This window comes from Nonomuraea glycinis (assembly GCF_014646515.1).
Lineage (GTDB): Bacteria > Actinomycetota > Actinomycetes > Streptosporangiales > Streptosporangiaceae > Nonomuraea > Nonomuraea glycinis.
This window is the reverse complement of sequence record NZ_BMNK01000008.1, coordinates 1-16,381: the sequence shown is the minus strand read 5'-3', so window position 1 is coordinate 16,381 and position 16,381 is coordinate 1. Positions and strand designations below refer to the sequence as shown.

Here is a 16,381-nt window from a genome sequence, read left to right as displayed (position 1 = left end):
CGGGGGTCGCGGCGCGCTCGGACGGACGCCGCGGGACGTTCCGGGCGAGGGGCGTCTTCCGGCATGTTCCGCCTGATGGTGGCGTTGAGGTGCCGCAGGGTGTGGCTGGTTCAGGAGAGTGCGCGGGAGGGGGCCGACCAGGTGTCGCAGGCGCTGGGGGAGAGCGTCTGGTAGCCGCGCTTGAGCCAGCGGGCGCGGGTGGCGCCGCTGCCGTGACCGCGGTGGCCGTCGGCGTCGTCCCCGCTCGCCCTGGTCGCCTCCAGCAGCGCCGCCCAGTCGCGGTCCGTACGGTCCAGTGAGCGCCATACGCTGCCCAGGAACACGCCGGACAGGCAGTCGGCCTGCAGCTCGTAGCGACGGCTCAGCTCCGCCTGAGGCTCTTTCCCGGCCCGGACGGCGGACTCGTAGCGAGCCCTGATGCCGGTCAGGCTCTGAACGTGGTGGCCGTACTCGTGGGCGGCGACCTTGAGCGGGTAGAGGTCCGCGCGGTCCTCGATCCAGTGACCGGTGAGCGGGAAGACCAGCCTGCCCCGGTTCGTGCAGTAGAAGGCGGCGGCATCCTGCGGCCACAGAACGCCGCACACCCGGTGCTCGGGAGCCTCGTAGAAGCGTACGGCGGGCTTGCGGAAGGGCAGCCGGGCTCGGGCCAAGTGCGCCGACCACGATTTATCCAGACATTTCAGGACCGCCGTCAGGTATTCGCGGGTCCGAGGGATGCCGCCCTGGATGATCTCCGGTTCGGCGCACGAACCCGTGGCCAGCTTGCCGGTCCCCACCAGCGGATCCCGGTACGGTGCCGCCTGCGCGACCGCCGCCGGCAGAAGGACGGCCAGACGCGTGACCACCATGAGCATGCCCCAAGCCGGTCCGCCCTTGCGCGCGCCCCAAGCCGGTCCGACCTTGGGCGTGCTCTGAGCCGACTTGGCCCTCCGCTCCCGAACGTGGCCCCAGCCCCAAAGTAGCTATGTGAGACATCACGATTGCGGTTCGTGGTCGTCACGGGTGGGTGAATGAAGCTGATTGGTCTGGGTTTCTGCTTGATCGTGTTGGTGTCGGAGGCGGTCGGGTGGAGGGCGGTTCGGGTGCGTCGGGAGTGGGAGCCAGAGGATCTGATCGCGGCGTGGACGCTGCTGGACGGCGACTGGGAGCTGGTGGGGAACAAGTCCGGGGCGACGCGTCTGGGGTTCGGTCTGCTGCTGAAGTTCTTCGAGCAGGAGGGCCGGTTCCCGCGGCATGCGGGCGAGGTCCCGAAAGCCGCCGTTGACTACGTGGCGGGGCAGGTGAAAGTCGATCCGGACCTGTTCGCGGAGTACCGGTGGTCAGGGTCGACGATCGAGTACCACCGCAAGCAGGTGCGGGAGGCGCTGGGGTTTCGAGAGGCGACCCGGGCGGATGAGGATGTGCTGGCCGAGTGGCTGGCGGACAAGATCTGCCCGATGGTGTTCGCCGACGAGGGCCTGCGGGCGGCGCTGCTGCGACGTTGCCGGACGTTGAAGATCGAGCCGCCGGGCCGGATCGACCGGATCGCAGGCGCGGGCCGGGTGCGGTTCGAGCGGGAGTTCTGCCTGCATGTGCTGAACGGGTTGTCGGCGAACTCGGCGCGGTCGCTGCGGGAGCTGGCCACGGGTGAGGACGGGTTCTTGTTGGAGTTGAAGTCCGACCCGGGCCGGTTGGGGCTGGAGACGCTGCTGGAGGAGATCGTCAAGTTGCGGCGGGCGAAGGCGCTCGGCCTGTCGGCGGATCTGTTCGGCGGGTACTCCGATCGGCTGGTGGCCTCCTGGCGGGCGCGGGCGATGGCCTCGCACCCGCGTCGGACTTCGCGGCGATGCAGCCGCCGGTCCGGTTGACGTTGGTGGCCGCGCTGGCGTGGTCGCGGACGACGGAGATCACCGACGCGCTGGTCGATCTGTTCATCGGCCTGGTATCGAAGTTCAACACTCGGGCGGAACGGAAGATCGAGAAGGCGATCGAGGCCGAGGCCAAGAAGGTGCACCGCAAGACCGAGAAGCTGTTCTCGATCGCCGAGGCCTCGCTGCGGACGCCGGAGGGCACGGTCCGGCAGGTGGTGTTCCCGGCTGTGCCGGGAGGGGAGGCGACGCTGCAGGCGCTGGTCGCCGAGGCGAAGGCGGACGCCAAGGCCTATAAGGCCCGGGTGCGGACGGTGCTGACCAGCTCGTATTCGAACTACTACCGGCGGATGCTCCCGAAGCTGCTGGCGGCGATTGAGTTCAAGTGCAACAACACCGCCTACCGGCCGCTGATGGACGCTGTGGACCTGCTGCAGCGCTACGCCGACATCCCCAACGCCACCCGCAACTACGACGCCTCGGAGAACGTCCCGATCAAGGGCGTGGTGCCGGACGGCTGGCTGGAGGCGGTCGTCGACGAGAACGGGATCATCGAGCGGGCCTCGTATGAGCTGTGCGTGATCGTGTCGCTGAAGGACGCGCTGCGCCGCCGCGAGATCTACGTCGCCGGGGCCCGCCGCTGGCGCAACCCCGAGGAGGACCTGCCGACGGACTTCGAGGACAACCGGGACGTCCACTACGAGGAACTGCGTCAGCCGCTGGACGCCGGCGTGTTCATCGCCACGCTGCAGGAGGCGATGCGCGCGGCGATGGCGGCGTGCGGGGAGGCGGTCCGCAGGAACCGCTCGGGCGGGACGAAGGTGAAGACGCTGCGCGGCGAGGCGCGCTGGCATATCCCCGACTTGGGCAAACTTCAGGTTCCGGAGAACCTGCGTGCCCTGCACACCGAGGTCGCCGCCCGGTGGGGGATCATCGACCTGCTGGACTTCCTGAAGGAGTCGGACTTCGTCACCGACTTCACCGACGCGTTCACCACGGTCGCCACGAGGGAGGCGACCCCGCGGGAGGTGATCCGCAAGCGGCTGCTGCTGGTGCTGTACGCGCTCGGCACCAATGTGGGGATCAAACGGGTCGCTGACGGCGGCCGCCACGGCGAGACCGAGGCCGCGCTGCGCGCGACCCGGCATCTGTTCGTCAACCGCGACAACCTCCGCGCGGCGATCGCGACCCTGGTCAACGCCACCTTGAAGATGCGGGATCCGCTGTGGTGGGGCAACGGCACCGCCTGCGCCAGCGACTCGAAGAAGTTCGGGTCGTGGTCGTCGAACCTGATGACCGAGTATTCCCCTGGGGTCGCTGGCCTGTTGCGTGATGTTGCATAGTCCTCCCGGTTGAGGGTTTTGCAGCGCTTCTCCTAGTGTGTGGCTCTTGTGGCTGGTGTTGTTCTGATGCCAGTTGGAGCGAGGAGATCGATGCGGGCGTTCCCGGTGAAGTTGCCGTCTGGGGTGCGGTATTGGACGGTGCTGAATGAGGACCTGGTCGTGATCGAGGGCGCGGACGCGTTCTTGCGGCAGGTCAGGTTCGGGCGCGACGGCGCCGAGTCGACGAGCAAGGCGTACGCGGGCGGAATCGCGCTGTTCCTGCGGTGGTGCCGCAGGACGGGGCGGGATTGGCGGACGGCGGCCGCGGACTTCGGCCTGTTCATGACGTGGCTGCGGCACGCACCGAAGGAGGTCAGCGGTCTGAACGCCGACCCTGTGGGCGCGGAGGTGCTGGCCGGGCCCGGCCGGGAACCGGTCCGCGGTGCCCGGCGGATCAACGCGGTGCTGACCGCGGTCCGCGGCTTCCTGGTCCACGCGGTCACTGCGGGCGAGGCGCCCCAGCAGGTGCTGGCGCAGATCTATGAGCTGGCCGATGATCTGGATCTGCCGCTGGAGGCCCGCGGTGAGGACGCCGGCATGTCGTGGCGGATGCGAGCGCGACACCGGCTGCACGAGCCGGAAGAACCGGTCGATCGGGCCAGCGATGAGGAGATCGTCGCCCTGCTACACGCCTGCTTGTCGGCCCGTGACCGGCTGATCGTGCTGCTGATGGCGCGGGCGGGACTACGGCGCGGCGAAATGTGCGGGCTGCGACGCAGCGATCTCCACCTGATGCCGGACTCACGGCCGCTGGGCTGCGAAGCCCAGGGCGCCCATCTGCACGTCATCCGCCGCGACAACCCGAACGGGGCGTGGGCCAAATCGCGTCGTCAGCGCGCAGTGCCAGTCGACTTCCTGCTGGTTCAGGCCTATGACCAGTACGTGTTCGAGCGGGCGGAGATCCCGCAAGCCCAGGCCAGCGACTTCGCGTTGATCAACCTGTTCCGCGGGCCGGTCGGGGCGCCGATGCGGCCGGACGCAATCAACGATCTGATCACCGCGCTGTGCTCGCGGGCTCGGCTCGATCGCCAGGTCACGCCGCATCAGCTCAGGCACGCTTATGGAAGTAACGTCGTGGACGCCGGCGGCACCATCGACGAGGTCCAGGAACTGCTCGGGCACGCCTCCATGCGGTCGACCCAGGTCTACCTGCATCCCGACCCCGCCCGGCTGCGGGCCGCGGTCGAGCGCGTTCCTAGCCCGCGGCGGATGGACGGGGCCGCCTGGTGACCGCCCTCCTCACCGCGGCGGCCGTCCCCACGGCCGCCGCGCAGCTCGGGCTGCCCGATGCCGTCCTCGACGAGGCCGCTCTGCGGCTCGTCCCGCTGCTCGACGCGGCCTTCCTGGCCGAGATCCGCTGGGACTCGGCCCTGCGGATCTTCCACATGCCCGCAGATCACCCGCTGCTGGGCTGGCCGGCCTGCCGCGTCGGCGGCTGCCAGAACCGAGCCGGTGGAGCGGCCCGGATCTGCACCTCGTGCCGCCGTAGGCTCCCCAAGCACGGGCTGAGCGAGAACGACATCCACCTACTTCCTCCTCCTGCGAGGGTCGTGCGGCTGGAGACCTGCGCGGTGACCGGCTGCCCGCGGATCCGGATCTCCTCACGGCGGCCGCTCTGCAACTCCCACTCCTGGGAACAGCAGGAGATCCGCAAGCTGACCTTGGAGGAATTCCTGGTCCACCCCGAGGCGCGGCCGCGAGAGAGCTTCGGGCCCTGCGCGGTGGTGGCCTGCCTGCGCGATCGGATCAGCAGCCTGTGCTCCTACTGCGACGCCCACTACAAAAGGATGCTCGCCCTGCAGAAGACCGGCCAGGACGTGGACGAGCCGCACTGGCAGGCGACCGAGCCGCCGATCCCCGAAGCCGGGATCGTCAACCTGCGCGGCCTGACGCCGCTGGCGGTCCTGCAGGTTCTCTATGGGCTCCAGCAACGCACGCGCGACGGAGTGAAGACCAAGCCCGAGATGATCCGGATCGTCATCGACGACCTGCGCCGTTGCCAGGTCACCTCGGTCGCCGATCTCTCCGAGCCGACCGACAAGGGCAAACGGTCGATCTCCAACTCGATCGCCCGGCACGTCTATCGAGCCTTCCTCGACCCCGAAGCGGAGAGGACCAAGGACATCTGGGACCTGGCGGCGTTCGGGTTCGGCGGACGCCTGAACTTCACGAAGATCTCCCAGTGGTGGCTGCGCGAGGCCATCAAACAGTGGGCTCTCGACGACCTGCCCAAACGCCGCGGCGACGGCGCCCGCGGCTTCGTTCAGCACCACGTGAACTGCGCGGTCTTGCTCTCGGCGAGTCTGCGCGCCGTCCGCGACGACCACGGCGAGATCCCCTCCCAGCTCGGCCGCGCCGACATCGAGAGCTACCTGCACCGGCTCGCCTACCAGGAGGCGAACGACAAGCTCACCCACAAAGCGCGGGCTCGGATCGTCCGCCAACTCAAGCGGATGCTGGCCCGCGTCCGCAGCCTCGGGCTGACCCGCCCCGGGCAGGCCGCCGCCGGCCTGCCCGACGACTTCGTGCTCTTGACCAGCGACGTTCCGCAGGAACCCGAGGACGACGAACCCGGCCGAGACCTTCCACCGGAGATCATGCGGCAGCTCTGCGAACACCTGCCGCAGTTCGAGGAGCTGGCCAGGACCAGCCGCGAGGTCCGCGTCGCCGTTGAGCTGGCCATTGACACCGGCCGTCGCCCCGATGACATCTGCGAACTGCCGTGGGACTGCCTGGACCGCGACGACAATGGCGACCCCGTACTCATCTACGACAACCGCAAACGCAACCGGCTCGGCCGCCGCCTGCCGATCCCCGAGGTCACCGCCGAGCTGATCACACAGCAGAAGAAGCACGTCCGAGAACGGTATCCCGACATCCCGATCGCCGAACTGAAGCTGCTGCCCTCACCCCGCAAGAACCCCGACGGCACCCGCCCGATCGGCGACTCCAGCATGAGCGAACGACACCGGCTCTGGGTCGACAACCTGCCGCCGCTGCTGCTGACCGACGGCACCGAGTTCGACAAGGCCCAAGTGGTGCCCTACGCATATCGTCACACCTACGCCCAACGCCACGCCGACGCGGGCGTCCATGTCGACGTGCTCCGTGAACTCATGGATCATCGGCTGCTGGACACGTCGAAACGGTATTACCGCGTGGGCGAGACGCGGCGCCGCGAGGCCGTCGACCGGGTCGCCACGCTGCAGTTCGACCGGCACGGCAACCGCATCTGGCAGCAGGCCAAGGCGCTGCTGGACTCCGAACACGCCCGCCGCGCCGTCGGTGAGGTCGTCGTCCCGTTCGGTGTCTGCGGCGAGCCGTCCAACGTCAAGGCCGGCGGGCACTCCTGCCCGTTCCGGTTCCGCTGCGTGGGCTGCGACCACTTCCGCACCGACGTCTCCTACCTGCCCGACCTGCAGGCCTACCTCGACGACCTGCTACGCAACCGGGAACGGCTGCTGGCCGCCGCCGACGTCGACGAATGGGCCCGGGCCGAGGCGATGCCGTCGCACGAGGAGATACGCCGAGTCCGCCGGCTCATCAACCGGATCAAGGACGACCTCGGCGAACTGACCACCAAGGAACGCGCCGAGATCGACCAGGCCGTCGCTGCCGTCCGGCGACATCGCACCGTGATGCTCGGCATGCCTCGCATCCGCCAACCCCTGCCCGACGTCCGCCCGGAGCGCTCAGCATGACCACCTCGTCCCCCGAAACCGTCGACGCCCGCACCACCTCGTTGGCCGAAGGCCGCCGGGCCGACTCCGCCCGACGCCGCCAGCGGGTGCTCAAGGCCCTCAACGAGGCCGCCGCCTCCGGCGAGGAGATCAGCGTCTCGGCGATCGCCCGCAGGGCAGGTGTCGACCGCACCTTCTTCTACCGGCACCGCGACCTGCTCGAACAGCTCCACGCGCTGGAGGCCCAACCGCCCAACACTGCCGGAGTCGGCCCCACCGTCAGCAGGGCCTCGCTACAGGCCGACCTGGCCAACGCCCAAGCCCGCTGCACCCGGCTGGCCGGACGCGTCCACCAGCTCGAGAAACGGCTGTCGGAGATCCTTGGTGAACAGGCCTGGCGCGAGTCCGGCCTCGGGGCCCCCGACGACATCGAACAGCTCAAAGCCCGCATCACGACCCTGGAACAACAGGTCGTCGACATGCGACTCCGCAAGGAGGAACTGACCGACGAACTCGACGCCGCCCGCGCAGCCAATCGCGAGCTAATTGCTCGCGTCAACAGCTCCAATGGCCATCGTTGATGGCTTCCCAGGCTGTCGGCTCGTCAACCGTGCAGCCTGGGTATGTCCACCATCCTCCGCATAGGCCAACAGAGGCGGCTTAGTGAAGCAACTAACGAGGTGGGGTTTTCGCGAAGCGAAGCATGATCACCGTTCTCGGCGCCCCCAGCACAAGGCTGGTAACGAACCTGGCGCGAGCGCGATCTCCCGGTATCGCAGCCAACTCTGCCATCAGCTCCTCAGCAAATCGGTCTCGCTTGTCCCTGCCTAGAAGCGACGCCACGGCGAGCACGAACCATTGGTGCGCGGGATGGACCAGTTCGCTGGGCAATTGCCGTTGTTTGGCCCACCCCCGGAAGGAGATGGTGACTGCCAGCCGGGAGAACGCCCGGAACACGTCTGCGAGGATGAAGACCGACGGCTTCGCCATGCGCCATACGGACGGAAGATTGAGCGTGAGCCTCTCAGGGGGCACGATGGCGCTCAAAGCGAGCCACAGCGCGCTGAGGAGCTTGAAGATCGTGGGCGGGCCATGCTCAAGATCTTCGAGCCAGTCGGCAGTGTGGTCGATGCCTGATCGCTTCTCCCAGCACCGAGCGGCCCAGCGCACGATGCATCGGGAAAGCCGGTGGGTGCCTCCCAAGATTTCGTTGACCACGAGCGCGAGCGCGATGGTGAGAATGATCTGCTGTGTTGTCACAGATCACCACCGGCATCGCTCGCCATGCCGAGTCTCGACGATGGGATGCGCCCCCATGCGATCAACAACTTTTCCACCTGGGTGCGACCTTCGGGCGTGAGCTCGAAGGTCTGTCGTGGTGGACGACCCGGAGTCGGGTTGCGAAGTTCGAAGCTGCCGATGGCCCACCCCAGCCCGGTGAGCCGATCGAGGTTGTTATAGACGGTCGGGGCCAGGCGCATGGTCTGCTTTTTGATCTCGTAGCCGTGGAGCCCATGCGGAGATCTCCAGAGGACCTCGGCCACGTCGATGAACGGCTCAGTTAGCCGCTCGGGCATCGTCATACCCAAACATTACTATAAAAAGCACCTTGCATATTAAAAATAAGGAGGTCCTAGGCTGCACCAGGAGCGGGTTGCCGCAAGGGTCCCAGACGAAGTCGCGCCGCGCGAGCGGCCAACGCAACTCTGGCCGACTCCTCCCCGACAGCCGTCAGGCGGTAGTACCGACGTCGGGGACGACCTTCAGCGCGAGGGTCGACTTCTTCCCAGGAGCTCTCCAACCAACCAGCCTCCTCGAGGCGCATCAGGATCGGATACAGAGTGCCAGCCTCCAAGCCGGCCACCTGGACAAGTTCGAAGCCATAGCGCTTTTCTCGGGGGTCTGCGAGGAAGGCTTGCAAGACCAGGAGCGTTGGCGTCGTGAACCTCATGCTCGTATTCTACATAGGTACATTAGCGAACTCTATATAGGGTCGACGTCAGCTGCTGCTTGATGAGCGGTGCCTTGACGGCAATCTCCGCAGAGTCGGCCCGAAGAGCATCAGCCCCTTGCACCACAGGCGTTGCATCAACTACTCTCAGCAACAAGGCCGTTGAGCTGCGCGCATGAACGACAATCAGCGCCTCCGGCCAGCGTCACCCCCGGAGAACGAGTGCCACGCCCGGTACGGCGGTCACGGCGTCATGATCTACTGGCACGTCGACCGGAAATCGGTGTGCGTCTACTCCCAGCTTCGCTCCTGCAACGCCTCCGAGGTCGCCGCGATGATGGAGGGCGTGCTGCGGCACTGCACGGACGCCACTATCGATCGCCAGTACACCGATACCCACGGCCAGTCCCTGGTCGGGTTCGCGTTCTCTCACCTGCTGGGGTTCAAGCTGCTGCCGCGGATGAAGAACATCGCCCGCCAGAAGCTGGCGCGGGCCGACGCCGATGACCAGGTCCCGGCTTGCCTGACCGGCATGGTCGCCGACAAGCCGTCGACTGGGAGATCATCGCCCAGCAGTACGACCAGATGGTCAAGTACGCCACCGCCCTCCGGTTGGGCACGGCCGAGGCTGAGCAGGTGCTGCGCCGCTTCACCCGCGGAGGCCCCAAACACCCCACCTACAAGGCCATCGAGGAACTCGGCAAGGCGGTCAAGAGCATCTTCGTCGCCGATTACATCGCCTCGCAGGAACTGCGCCGCGAGATCCACGAGGGCCTGCAGGTCGTGGAGAACTGGAATTCGGCCAACACCGACCTGTTCTACGGCAGCGCCGGCACCATCCCCGGCAGCGACAAGGAGCACCAGGAGGTCTCCATGCTCAGCCTCCACCTGCTCCAGTCCGCACTGGTCTTCATCAACACCCTGCTCGTCCAGTCCGTCCTCAAGGACCCCGCCTGGCAGCAGCGACTGACCGACGCCGACAAGCGAGGACTTTCGCCCCTGTTCTGGTCCAACGCCAATCTGTACGGCACCATCGACATCGACATGGGCCGCCGCCTCGACCTCGGCCTCGCGGCCTGACCGATCCCGCTCTCTCGATTACGTGGCGGCGGTGGAGGCGTTCGCGGCGAACAACGCGGTCATCTTGGCGTTGGCCGAGGAACTGGCCGCAGGCACAATCGAGGCGACGCTGGCCACGTCGGACCTGGACTTGGGTGTGAAAACCATGATGGGGGTGCATTCCCCCCGAGGTGGCACGGTGAGGTAAACGGTGCCGCGTACCAAGCTGTCGCGCTCCAGAGCGCACAGCGTCCCGGTAAGGACCATCTACGTGACGCCGTCAAGACGAGATCGTAGCTCGGTGAACCTCAGCGGATGCTCCTGCAGCTCGCCTTACGGAGACTTTGCGACTGTCTCAGAGCGCCGGCGTCGCACCAGGAGGAAACGGGCCACGACGAAGCCAATACTCACGGCAGCCGCCATCCACACGACCGTCTTGCCGATGGCCTCGATCACCTCGTTCCTGCCGGGCAGGAGCACGACCATCTGGACAGCGGCGCCGACCGGCACCGTCAATCTGGCGAGCAAACCAATCACGCCCGGCCGCCTGACGCATGCACCAACGCAACCCAAAGGCCCTCCGAAGGTTACGCTGGCGAACCACCGCACAACTTCGGACTCATACCAGGGGAACCGCCCGCCGCTACGGATGGTGTCCACGATGCTGTAGGCAGCCGTGGCCGCGAGCAGGGCCAGCACTCCAGCGGCGGCGCCTTGCGCCAGTGCCACGGGCCGACTCTCTTCGGTGCGTGTGACCAGCCACCCCGCTGCTACCGCCAAACCCGCCCAAGCCCAGCCGGAGTCGAGCAGTGTGCTCGCGATTTCCGCACCTGACCACCCGCTGGTGGTGTAGGCACGGCTTTCAAGGTCGGCGAAGCTGCCGGAGATGGCGTTGACGAGGGAGGTCGCCGCACCGAATCCCCCTCCGACCGCCAGGACACTCACCACGATCCCCGCAAGCCGGGTCACATACGAGCGGTCCCGCCGTCGACGGCCATGTCGCTGATCGTTAGTCATACACGGTGCCTTCCTATTACACAAAGCATGATGTGCGGCAGCTGGCCAGCTCGTTCGAGTTGGCCAACCCACCGGCTGATCGTAAGATCTACTTCCACTGCCGAAGCTTCGTGGACACTGACTCGCCATTACCCAGAGCTACTTTGGCCTCATCGTGCGGACCCGAGTGGAAGGCCACCTGGCAGCCATTCACCAGGCCGCTTCTATCGCCGGCGGCGAGGAGTTCGAGAGTTGTGGATCTGAAGGTCCCTGGTAGAGCAAGGGGGTGACCCGTCCGTCGTCCAGCCTGCTTAGCGGGTAGAAGTTCCCCACGACCAGCAGGTGGCGCCCGGTAGCGTCATAGCGGATCAGGTTCCACCAGGCGCTGGTCTTGCCGTGGCGGTCCACGCTGAGCAGCGTGCGAATCTTGCGGCCGTCTGTGACGGAATATTCATCAATGGTGTAGCGATGCGGTTGCCGGCCGTCGGACAGATGGGTGCGGCCGATCAGCATGCTTCGCCCATCCGGGCTGATCGCTGAGGCCTTGGCCTCCTGTCCTCGGGCCACGACGCGGCTGATGGCGAGCGTGGTGCCGGCGGCGGCGGCGTCCAGGACCCGGGCCTCGGATTTCACCACGAAACCGAGCACGCGGCGATCAGCCGCCCATGAGAGGTTCCTGATCTGTCCCGCGGCGTCCGTCGTCCAGGTGCGTCTCGTCCCTGCGGGCAGATCGACGACTGTGAGCTGGGCCCCGGGGCAGAAGCGCAACATTTTACCTTGACCGCACACCTTGCCGTCGAGGCTGTAGGCAAGTCGAGTGCCGTCACTGGTAAGGGCAAGAGAGCTCGCTGTCGTACCGATCACCTTAGGGATCACATCGCGAACCAACTCGGCTGGTTTCCCTTGTTCATCGACCCGAGCTCGGTAGAACCTCGTGCTGCTTACCTGTGTCTCGCGGGACATCACGCTCTGGGCAATATAAAAGGTCGCACCGTCGCCGGCGCCTGCGAGCAGATATCCACCGGGCTCCCGGAAGCTTCCCTCCGGGGTCGGGGGCAGCCCGAGTCGACTCGCGACCTTCCCGGTGCGGGCGTCGTGGACCGTCACGCCGTCATTGCCGGCGATCAGCAGGAAACGCGGACCACCAAGGGTTTGCGTTGCAGGCCCGGTTGGGGTCGTGCCGCCTGTTCCGGCCACCATGGCGGCGACTGTGCCAATGAGCACGACGACAAGTGCGGCCGCGAGCGGAACCGCCAGGGCGAACCGGCGCCTGGGAACGATGGTCTTTGTTCGCGCCGCCTGTTCGGCAGGGCGCAAGTTTTCCGGGCGAACCTGCTCCGCGTCGGCGGTGAGGGCATCACGGAGCTGATCTTCGAGCCATGACGTCATCGATTTCCCTCCAGTTTGACGGTGAGTGCCTTCAGGGCTCGAAAGACGGTCGATTTCACCGTGCCACGGCTGATTCCCATGGCTTCGGCGGTTTCTGCCTCGGACAGGTCGAGGTAGTAACGCAACACCACGGCTTCTCGCTGGCGGCGAGGTAAGGCGCGTACTGCCTCCGACACCTCCCGGCGTGTCTCTCCGAGCAACGTGGCAGCCTCCGCCGACCGAAATGGCATCTGCCTATCGCCGGTGAACCTGCTCATGATGGACCGGCGCCGGTGAACCATGCGGCATCCGTTCACCACACTCGCCCGAAGGTAGGGCAGTAATCGATCACGGTGGGTCAACCTGCTCCACCGGCGGTGCAGTGCCGCAAAGGCGTCCTGGACGACGTCCTCGGCCGTTTCCTGATCGCCCACCAGCAGGAACGCCAACCGGACCAGGCCCAGCCGTTGAGTCAGGAACAGTTCGGCCACGACAGCCTCATCCATGGCCGCAGCAGGCGGCACTCCCTGCGGCGGTGGCGCTGGTTCTTCCACCGCTCGTTGAATCGCGAATCGCATACCTCTTCCATGCATATTCGCTGTCCAGGTTGCCTTGTGAGACGGAAGTCACATTTGCTGAGAAGCTGGTCCAGCAAAAGCTCTGGATCGCCCGGCGGCATCGCCCCCAAGGCCGCGGAAAGATGGTCGAGTAGTTGGCGTCCTTCGGGCAGCAGATGATAGCGGAGCAGCGTTGGCAGGGCGTCCGACGACCCATGCAGCCTGGGCTGACGACCTTTCGCCGGGCCGATTCTCTTCAGGAAAGAGCCCTTCCGTGAAGTAACCTGGCTCCATGCTGTCCTCCACCCCCAGCTCGGCGTCTCTGCTCGCCGGGCGGGATCACGCCGAAATCAGTTCACGAAAGGTGGTCGGGCTCTCCGAACGCCTCGATCCGGCCGACGACAGCCTCACAGCCTGGACGGAGCGCTACCTTGATCTGGCCGTGCGCGGAGTCCGCTCAGCGGAGGTCACCACCAAGATCTCCCGGCATCTGGAGCGCTTCGGCGCCTGGATCACGGGCGGTCTCGGGCATGACCGGCTCTCGGCCGTCACCCCGCGTGAGGTCGCCGCCTGGCGCGACCACCTGGCCACCGCCGGCAACCGCCGCCGCGACAACACGTCCGCGCCGATGGCGCCGGCGACCGTCAACAACCACCTCGCGCACCTGTCGGCGCTGTTCACCTGGATCACCGCGCACGCCCCCGAAGGGCTGCTGCGCCAAGGCGACCCGACCAAGAAGGTCGTCCCGCTACCCCTGCCCGCCCCGCAGCCGCGAGCGCTGGCCGCCGCCCAGGTGCGCACTGTCAAGAACGTCGTGGACCGGATCGAGACCTTCCACGAGCTCAAGGGCCGCCGTCACCGCGGAGCCGCCACGCCCCGGGCGCACGCTCACGCCCGCCCGCTGCGCGACCGGGCCATCATCTACCTGCTGTTCGGCACCGGGCTGCGCCGCGCGGAGCTGGTCGGCCTGAACCTGGATCAACTGGAACCGGCCGACCCCGAGCGACTGCGCCAGGCCAAGAAGGCGCACCTGGTCAGCGTGCGCGGCAAGGGCCGCACCAGCCGCACCGTGTTCCTGGGCCGCGACGCCCGCCAGGCGCTGGCCGGCTACCTCGACCAGGAGCGGCCCGGCGACGCGGCCGCCAGCGCCGGCCCGGCCGCGCTGCTGCTGTCGGCCGCCTCCATCGCCGCCCGCCGCCCCGACGGCCGCCTGTCACCCCGCTCGATCAACACCATCGTCGGCGAGATCGGCCGCCTGCACGACGCCCAGACCACCGACCCTGACCGCAAACTCGGCACCCTGCGCCCGCACGACGCCCGGCGCACCTTCGCCTTCCAGCTCTCCCAAGCCTCCGGCCACAACCGCGCCGAACTCGAACGCCGCCTCGGCCACGCCAACGACCGCTACCTACGCCTGTACACCAACCCACCCGACGACATCGCCGCCGACTACGTCGAAGACCTATGACCGCGAGACCTAGGTGAGCGCCCTGTCGGGAAACCATCCAATCCCGACACTTCCACGACGGCGCCGTAGCGCGATCAAGGCCTACCTGGCGGCTGGGAACACGTTCGGGAGCAGGAGGTCAACCACACACAGTCACCAACGTCACCCAGGGCTACTTTGGGGCTGGGGCCACGTTCGGGAGCAGAGGGCCAACTTGAGCGGTGTGGCCGAAGGAGAACCGGGCGGCACGGTTCGGGCGGAGCCGAGCGGCGTGGTCGCAGCGGATCCAGACCGACGGGTGGCCGGCGTGAGCAGTGGCCAACTGCGGGGGATGAGGACGCGCACGATCACGCAGCTTAGAGGAGCGAGGGCTTGTGCCACCGGCGGGTGACGGACGGTCTCCTGTGGCAGGATGAGGCTGCCACCCGGCGAACCAACATTTCGCCGGGTGGCAGAAGTCCCGCTAGATCATGTCGGTGATCCAGTCGGTGACCTCGTGGATGACCTCATCGGAAGCGATGCCGATCCTGCTGCTGAACCGCTGAGGGGAGACACTGCGAACGTGCTCCACCATGGCCCAGCTCGGCTTGTCCAGGCCGGTGCCCTCACAGCCGATCGGGATGTGGTTGTCCCACCCCCGATTCGTCGTGGTCAGCGGGACAATGATCTTCACAGGGGTCGCCGTGTTGAAGTCGTCGTTGCTGATGACGAGCACCGGGCGACGGTAGCCCTGCTCGCGACCACTCGGCTCGCCCAGGTTAGCGAGCCAGATCTCGCCCTGGATTACCCTCATCGCTCTCCTCGGGAAACGTGATGAGCCCCTCCCACTCGGGCGCGATGCGCCTGGAGCGGGGAAGCGGCCCTTGAACCAGCTGGGATTCGGCTAGATAGTCGGCCCACCCTTGTGGGTCCGTCCTCTGGGTGTGCTCGATCTGCTCCGCGACGTGCTGCCAGCGGTGCTTCTTCTCCATCTCCCGGATGGCCTGGTCGATGATCGCGGTCATGGGTTCACCTGCCTTTCTCGCCAGTGCTGCGATCCTGTCTCTGGTCTGGACGCTGACGCGAATCGTCGTGGCCTTCGGTTTCATCTGCATACTCCCAAAGCTACGTCAACGTCTGTGGGCGAACCCTACATCCACTCAGTTACCCTCGCAGCATGTATGGCAACAGAGAGTAAAGATGATTGACTCGCCTGCATGGCTAACGAGGCATTGATCCTGATCATCGGTGGTTTAGCCGTTTTCGTGGGGGCGATCGTCCAGGGGGCCGTGGGTTTCGGGCTCGGGCTGGTCGCCGTGCCGGTGCTGGTGCTGCTGGAGCCGGCCGTGATGCCCGGTGCGATCCAGGTGGTCAACATGACGTTGCCGCTGTTCACCCTGGCTGCGGAGTGGCGGCGGGTGGACTGGCGGGGGATCGGTTTCGCGGTCGCGGGAAGGCTGCCGGGGAGCGCCATCGGTGCATTCATCGTGGTCTACATTTCTGTCTACACCTTAGGTGTCCTCGTCGGCGTCATGGTGCTCGTGGCAGTGGGGCTCACGGCCCGCGCGGTGAGCCTGCCGCGCAACGGGTTCACGATGACCGGGGCCGGGTTCGTCTCGGGGATCACCGGCACGGCGACGGGCATCGGCGGGCCGCCGATCGCGCTGATCTACCAGACGGCCAAGGGGCCGGAGATCCGGGCGACGCTGGCGATGTTCTTCTTCCTGAGCGCCGCCCAGTCGCTCGCCATCCTGGCCCTGGTCGACCACCTGCCGGCTCGGGCGCTCGCCGTCGGCGCCTGCCTCATCGTGCCGATGATCGCCGGATTCCTGGTGTCCGGGCCGCTGCGCCGTTATCTGGACGGCGGCAAGGTGCGGGCGGCCGTCCTCGTGGTGGCCTCCCTCTCGGCCCTGATCCTGATCGTCCAGAGCCTCGTATCCTGATCGTCCAGAGCCTCACGTTCTGAAAACTCTGTACGGCAGGCCAGGTTCGGCCACCCGCCGCACGTGGCCGAGGACCTCCAGAGAAACGGCCGCTGACCGGACCGCCGCCCTAGGAGCTGTTTAGAGTTCGGATCATGTGGTTGAGGTGAGGAGTTTCAGCCACATGATCGAG

18 protein-coding genes and 1 pseudogene are annotated in these 16,381 nt (G+C 66.9%); 9 read left to right on the top strand and 10 right to left on the bottom strand.

The genetic code is table 11. The features are described from left to right. Window positions 1-110 precede the first annotated feature (110 nt). Window positions 111-848 (bottom strand): neutral zinc metallopeptidase, encoded by a 738-nt coding sequence (locus IEY87_RS22715; protein WP_225277565.1) that lies wholly within the window; start codon window positions 846-848, stop codon window positions 111-113. Between the two features lie 234 nt (window positions 849-1,082). On the opposite strand from IEY87_RS22715, the gene IEY87_RS22710 reads away from it, so the two are divergent. The 5 genes from IEY87_RS22710 to IEY87_RS22690 all read left to right on the top strand — a co-directional run bounded on the left by IEY87_RS22710 (window position 1,083) and on the right by IEY87_RS22690 (window position 7,490). After that, window positions 1,083-1,847, top strand: a complete 765-nt coding sequence (locus IEY87_RS22710; protein WP_189140773.1) for a DUF4158 domain-containing protein — start codon at window positions 1,083-1,085, stop codon at window positions 1,845-1,847. Continuing rightward, on the top strand, window positions 1,826-3,190 hold the full coding sequence (locus IEY87_RS22705; protein WP_189140772.1) for a Tn3 family transposase: 1,365 nt from the start codon (window positions 1,826-1,828) through the stop codon (window positions 3,188-3,190). The genes IEY87_RS22710 and IEY87_RS22705 overlap by 22 nt, the downstream gene beginning before the upstream one ends. A 90-nt stretch (window positions 3,191-3,280) precedes the next feature. Continuing rightward, complete coding sequence (locus IEY87_RS22700; RefSeq protein WP_189140771.1) at window positions 3,281-4,459, top strand: tyrosine-type recombinase/integrase; 1,179 nt, start codon at window positions 3,281-3,283, stop codon at window positions 4,457-4,459. After that, a complete protein-coding gene (locus IEY87_RS22695) occupies window positions 4,456-6,930 on the top strand; it encodes a tyrosine-type recombinase/integrase (RefSeq protein WP_189140770.1) in 2,475 nt (824 codons plus the stop codon). Before IEY87_RS22700 ends, IEY87_RS22695 begins: the two co-directional genes overlap by 4 nt. Next, entirely contained in the window at window positions 6,927-7,490 is a 564-nt protein-coding gene (locus IEY87_RS22690; protein ID WP_189140769.1) for a DUF6262 family protein, read from the top strand. Before IEY87_RS22695 ends, IEY87_RS22690 begins: the two co-directional genes overlap by 4 nt. A 91-nt stretch (window positions 7,491-7,581) precedes the next feature. Here the strand turns inward: IEY87_RS22690 and IEY87_RS22685 are convergent, their stop codons facing one another. Genes IEY87_RS22685 through IEY87_RS22675 form a run of 3 tightly spaced genes read right to left on the bottom strand, consistent with a single transcriptional unit; the run spans window position 7,582 to window position 8,860 of the window. After that, a complete protein-coding gene (locus tag IEY87_RS22685) occupies window positions 7,582-8,169 on the bottom strand; it encodes a hypothetical protein (protein WP_189140768.1) in 588 nt (195 codons plus the stop codon). Next, the gene (locus tag IEY87_RS22680; RefSeq protein ID WP_189140767.1) at window positions 8,166-8,492 is read right to left on the bottom strand and encodes a PadR family transcriptional regulator; all 327 of its coding nucleotides are present in this window, start codon (window positions 8,490-8,492) and stop codon (window positions 8,166-8,168) included. Before IEY87_RS22680 ends, IEY87_RS22685 begins: the two co-directional genes overlap by 4 nt. A 50-nt stretch (window positions 8,493-8,542) precedes the next feature. Further along, window positions 8,543-8,860: a PadR family transcriptional regulator gene (locus tag IEY87_RS22675; protein WP_189140766.1), complete on the bottom strand. Its 318-nt coding sequence runs from the start codon at window positions 8,858-8,860 to the stop codon at window positions 8,543-8,545. A 175-nt stretch (window positions 8,861-9,035) separates the two neighbouring features. Here IEY87_RS22675 and IEY87_RS45905 point away from each other — a divergent pair. Then, window positions 9,036-9,317: pseudogene (locus tag IEY87_RS45905) on the top strand (Tn3 family transposase); the annotation flags it as partial. A 62-nt stretch (window positions 9,318-9,379) separates the two neighbouring features. After that, complete coding sequence (locus IEY87_RS22665; RefSeq protein ID WP_189140765.1) at window positions 9,380-9,940, top strand: Tn3 family transposase; 561 nt, start codon at window positions 9,380-9,382, stop codon at window positions 9,938-9,940. Between the two features lie 18 nt (window positions 9,941-9,958). Here the strand turns inward: IEY87_RS22665 and IEY87_RS46730 are convergent, their stop codons facing one another. The 4 genes from IEY87_RS46730 to IEY87_RS22650 all read right to left on the bottom strand — a co-directional run bounded on the left by IEY87_RS46730 (window position 9,959) and on the right by IEY87_RS22650 (window position 12,861). Next, window positions 9,959-10,087, bottom strand: coding sequence for a hypothetical protein (locus IEY87_RS46730; protein ID WP_263652529.1), 129 nt, complete (start codon window positions 10,085-10,087; stop codon window positions 9,959-9,961). Between the two features lie 165 nt (window positions 10,088-10,252). Continuing rightward, window positions 10,253-10,936: a hypothetical protein gene (locus IEY87_RS22660; RefSeq protein ID WP_189140764.1), complete on the bottom strand. Its 684-nt coding sequence runs from the start codon at window positions 10,934-10,936 to the stop codon at window positions 10,253-10,255. 189 nt (window positions 10,937-11,125) lie between these two features. Further along, window positions 11,126-12,304 carry a hypothetical protein gene (locus IEY87_RS22655; RefSeq protein ID WP_189140763.1) on the bottom strand — a complete coding sequence of 393 codons (1,179 nt, stop codon included), beginning with the start codon at window positions 12,302-12,304 and terminating at the stop codon, window positions 11,126-11,128. After that, a complete protein-coding gene (locus tag IEY87_RS22650) occupies window positions 12,301-12,861 on the bottom strand; it encodes a SigE family RNA polymerase sigma factor (protein WP_225277567.1) in 561 nt (186 codons plus the stop codon). Before IEY87_RS22650 ends, IEY87_RS22655 begins: the two co-directional genes overlap by 4 nt. 271 nt (window positions 12,862-13,132) lie before the next feature. Between IEY87_RS22650 and IEY87_RS22645 the strand changes: the two genes are divergently transcribed. Next, entirely contained in the window at window positions 13,133-14,308 is a 1,176-nt protein-coding gene (locus IEY87_RS22645; protein WP_189140762.1) for a tyrosine-type recombinase/integrase, read from the top strand. Window positions 14,309-14,750: 442 nt separating this feature from the next. Here the strand turns inward: IEY87_RS22645 and IEY87_RS22640 are convergent, their stop codons facing one another. Then, on the bottom strand, window positions 14,751-15,080 hold the full coding sequence (locus tag IEY87_RS22640; RefSeq protein ID WP_189140761.1) for a type II toxin-antitoxin system PemK/MazF family toxin: 330 nt from the start codon (window positions 15,078-15,080) through the stop codon (window positions 14,751-14,753). Then, window positions 15,046-15,291, bottom strand: coding sequence for a hypothetical protein (locus tag IEY87_RS22635; RefSeq protein ID WP_189140760.1), 246 nt, complete (start codon window positions 15,289-15,291; stop codon window positions 15,046-15,048). The genes IEY87_RS22640 and IEY87_RS22635 overlap by 35 nt, the downstream gene beginning before the upstream one ends. Before the next feature lie 192 nt (window positions 15,292-15,483). Here IEY87_RS22635 and IEY87_RS22630 point away from each other — a divergent pair, with 192 nt between their 5' ends. Then, entirely contained in the window at window positions 15,484-16,209 is a 726-nt protein-coding gene (locus tag IEY87_RS22630; protein WP_225277568.1) for a sulfite exporter TauE/SafE family protein, read from the top strand. Window positions 16,210-16,381 lie beyond the last annotated feature (172 nt).

Bases quoted from the DNA above. Each gene is read 5' to 3' on its own strand.
- IEY87_RS22715 (WP_225277565.1), bottom strand. From the start codon at position 848: ATGGTGGTCACGCGTCTGGCCGTCCTTCTGCCGGCGGCGGTCGCGCAG.
- IEY87_RS22705 (WP_189140772.1), top strand. From the start codon at position 1,826: ATGCAGCCGCCGGTCCGGTTGACGTTGGTGGCCGCGCTGGCGTGGTCG.
- IEY87_RS22700 (WP_189140771.1), top strand. From the start codon at position 3,281: ATGCGGGCGTTCCCGGTGAAGTTGCCGTCTGGGGTGCGGTATTGGACG.
- IEY87_RS22690 (WP_189140769.1), top strand. From the start codon at position 6,927: ATGACCACCTCGTCCCCCGAAACCGTCGACGCCCGCACCACCTCGTTG.
- IEY87_RS22680 (WP_189140767.1), bottom strand. From the start codon at position 8,492: ATGACGATGCCCGAGCGGCTAACTGAGCCGTTCATCGACGTGGCCGAG.
- IEY87_RS22675 (WP_189140766.1), bottom strand. From the start codon at position 8,860: ATGAGGTTCACGACGCCAACGCTCCTGGTCTTGCAAGCCTTCCTCGCA.
- IEY87_RS46730 (WP_263652529.1), bottom strand. From the start codon at position 10,087: ATGGTTTTCACACCCAAGTCCAGGTCCGACGTGGCCAGCGTCGCCTCG.
- IEY87_RS22660 (WP_189140764.1), bottom strand. From the start codon at position 10,936: ATGACTAACGATCAGCGACATGGCCGTCGACGGCGGGACCGCTCGTAT.
- IEY87_RS22655 (WP_189140763.1), bottom strand. From the start codon at position 12,304: ATGACGTCATGGCTCGAAGATCAGCTCCGTGATGCCCTCACCGCCGAC.
- IEY87_RS22650 (WP_225277567.1), bottom strand. From the start codon at position 12,861: ATGCGATTCGCGATTCAACGAGCGGTGGAAGAACCAGCGCCACCGCCG.
- IEY87_RS22645 (WP_189140762.1), top strand. From the start codon at position 13,133: ATGCTGTCCTCCACCCCCAGCTCGGCGTCTCTGCTCGCCGGGCGGGAT.
- IEY87_RS22640 (WP_189140761.1), bottom strand. From the start codon at position 15,080: ATGAGGGTAATCCAGGGCGAGATCTGGCTCGCTAACCTGGGCGAGCCG.
- IEY87_RS22635 (WP_189140760.1), bottom strand. From the start codon at position 15,291: ATGACCGCGATCATCGACCAGGCCATCCGGGAGATGGAGAAGAAGCAC.
- IEY87_RS22630 (WP_225277568.1), top strand. From the start codon at position 15,484: ATGGCTAACGAGGCATTGATCCTGATCATCGGTGGTTTAGCCGTTTTC.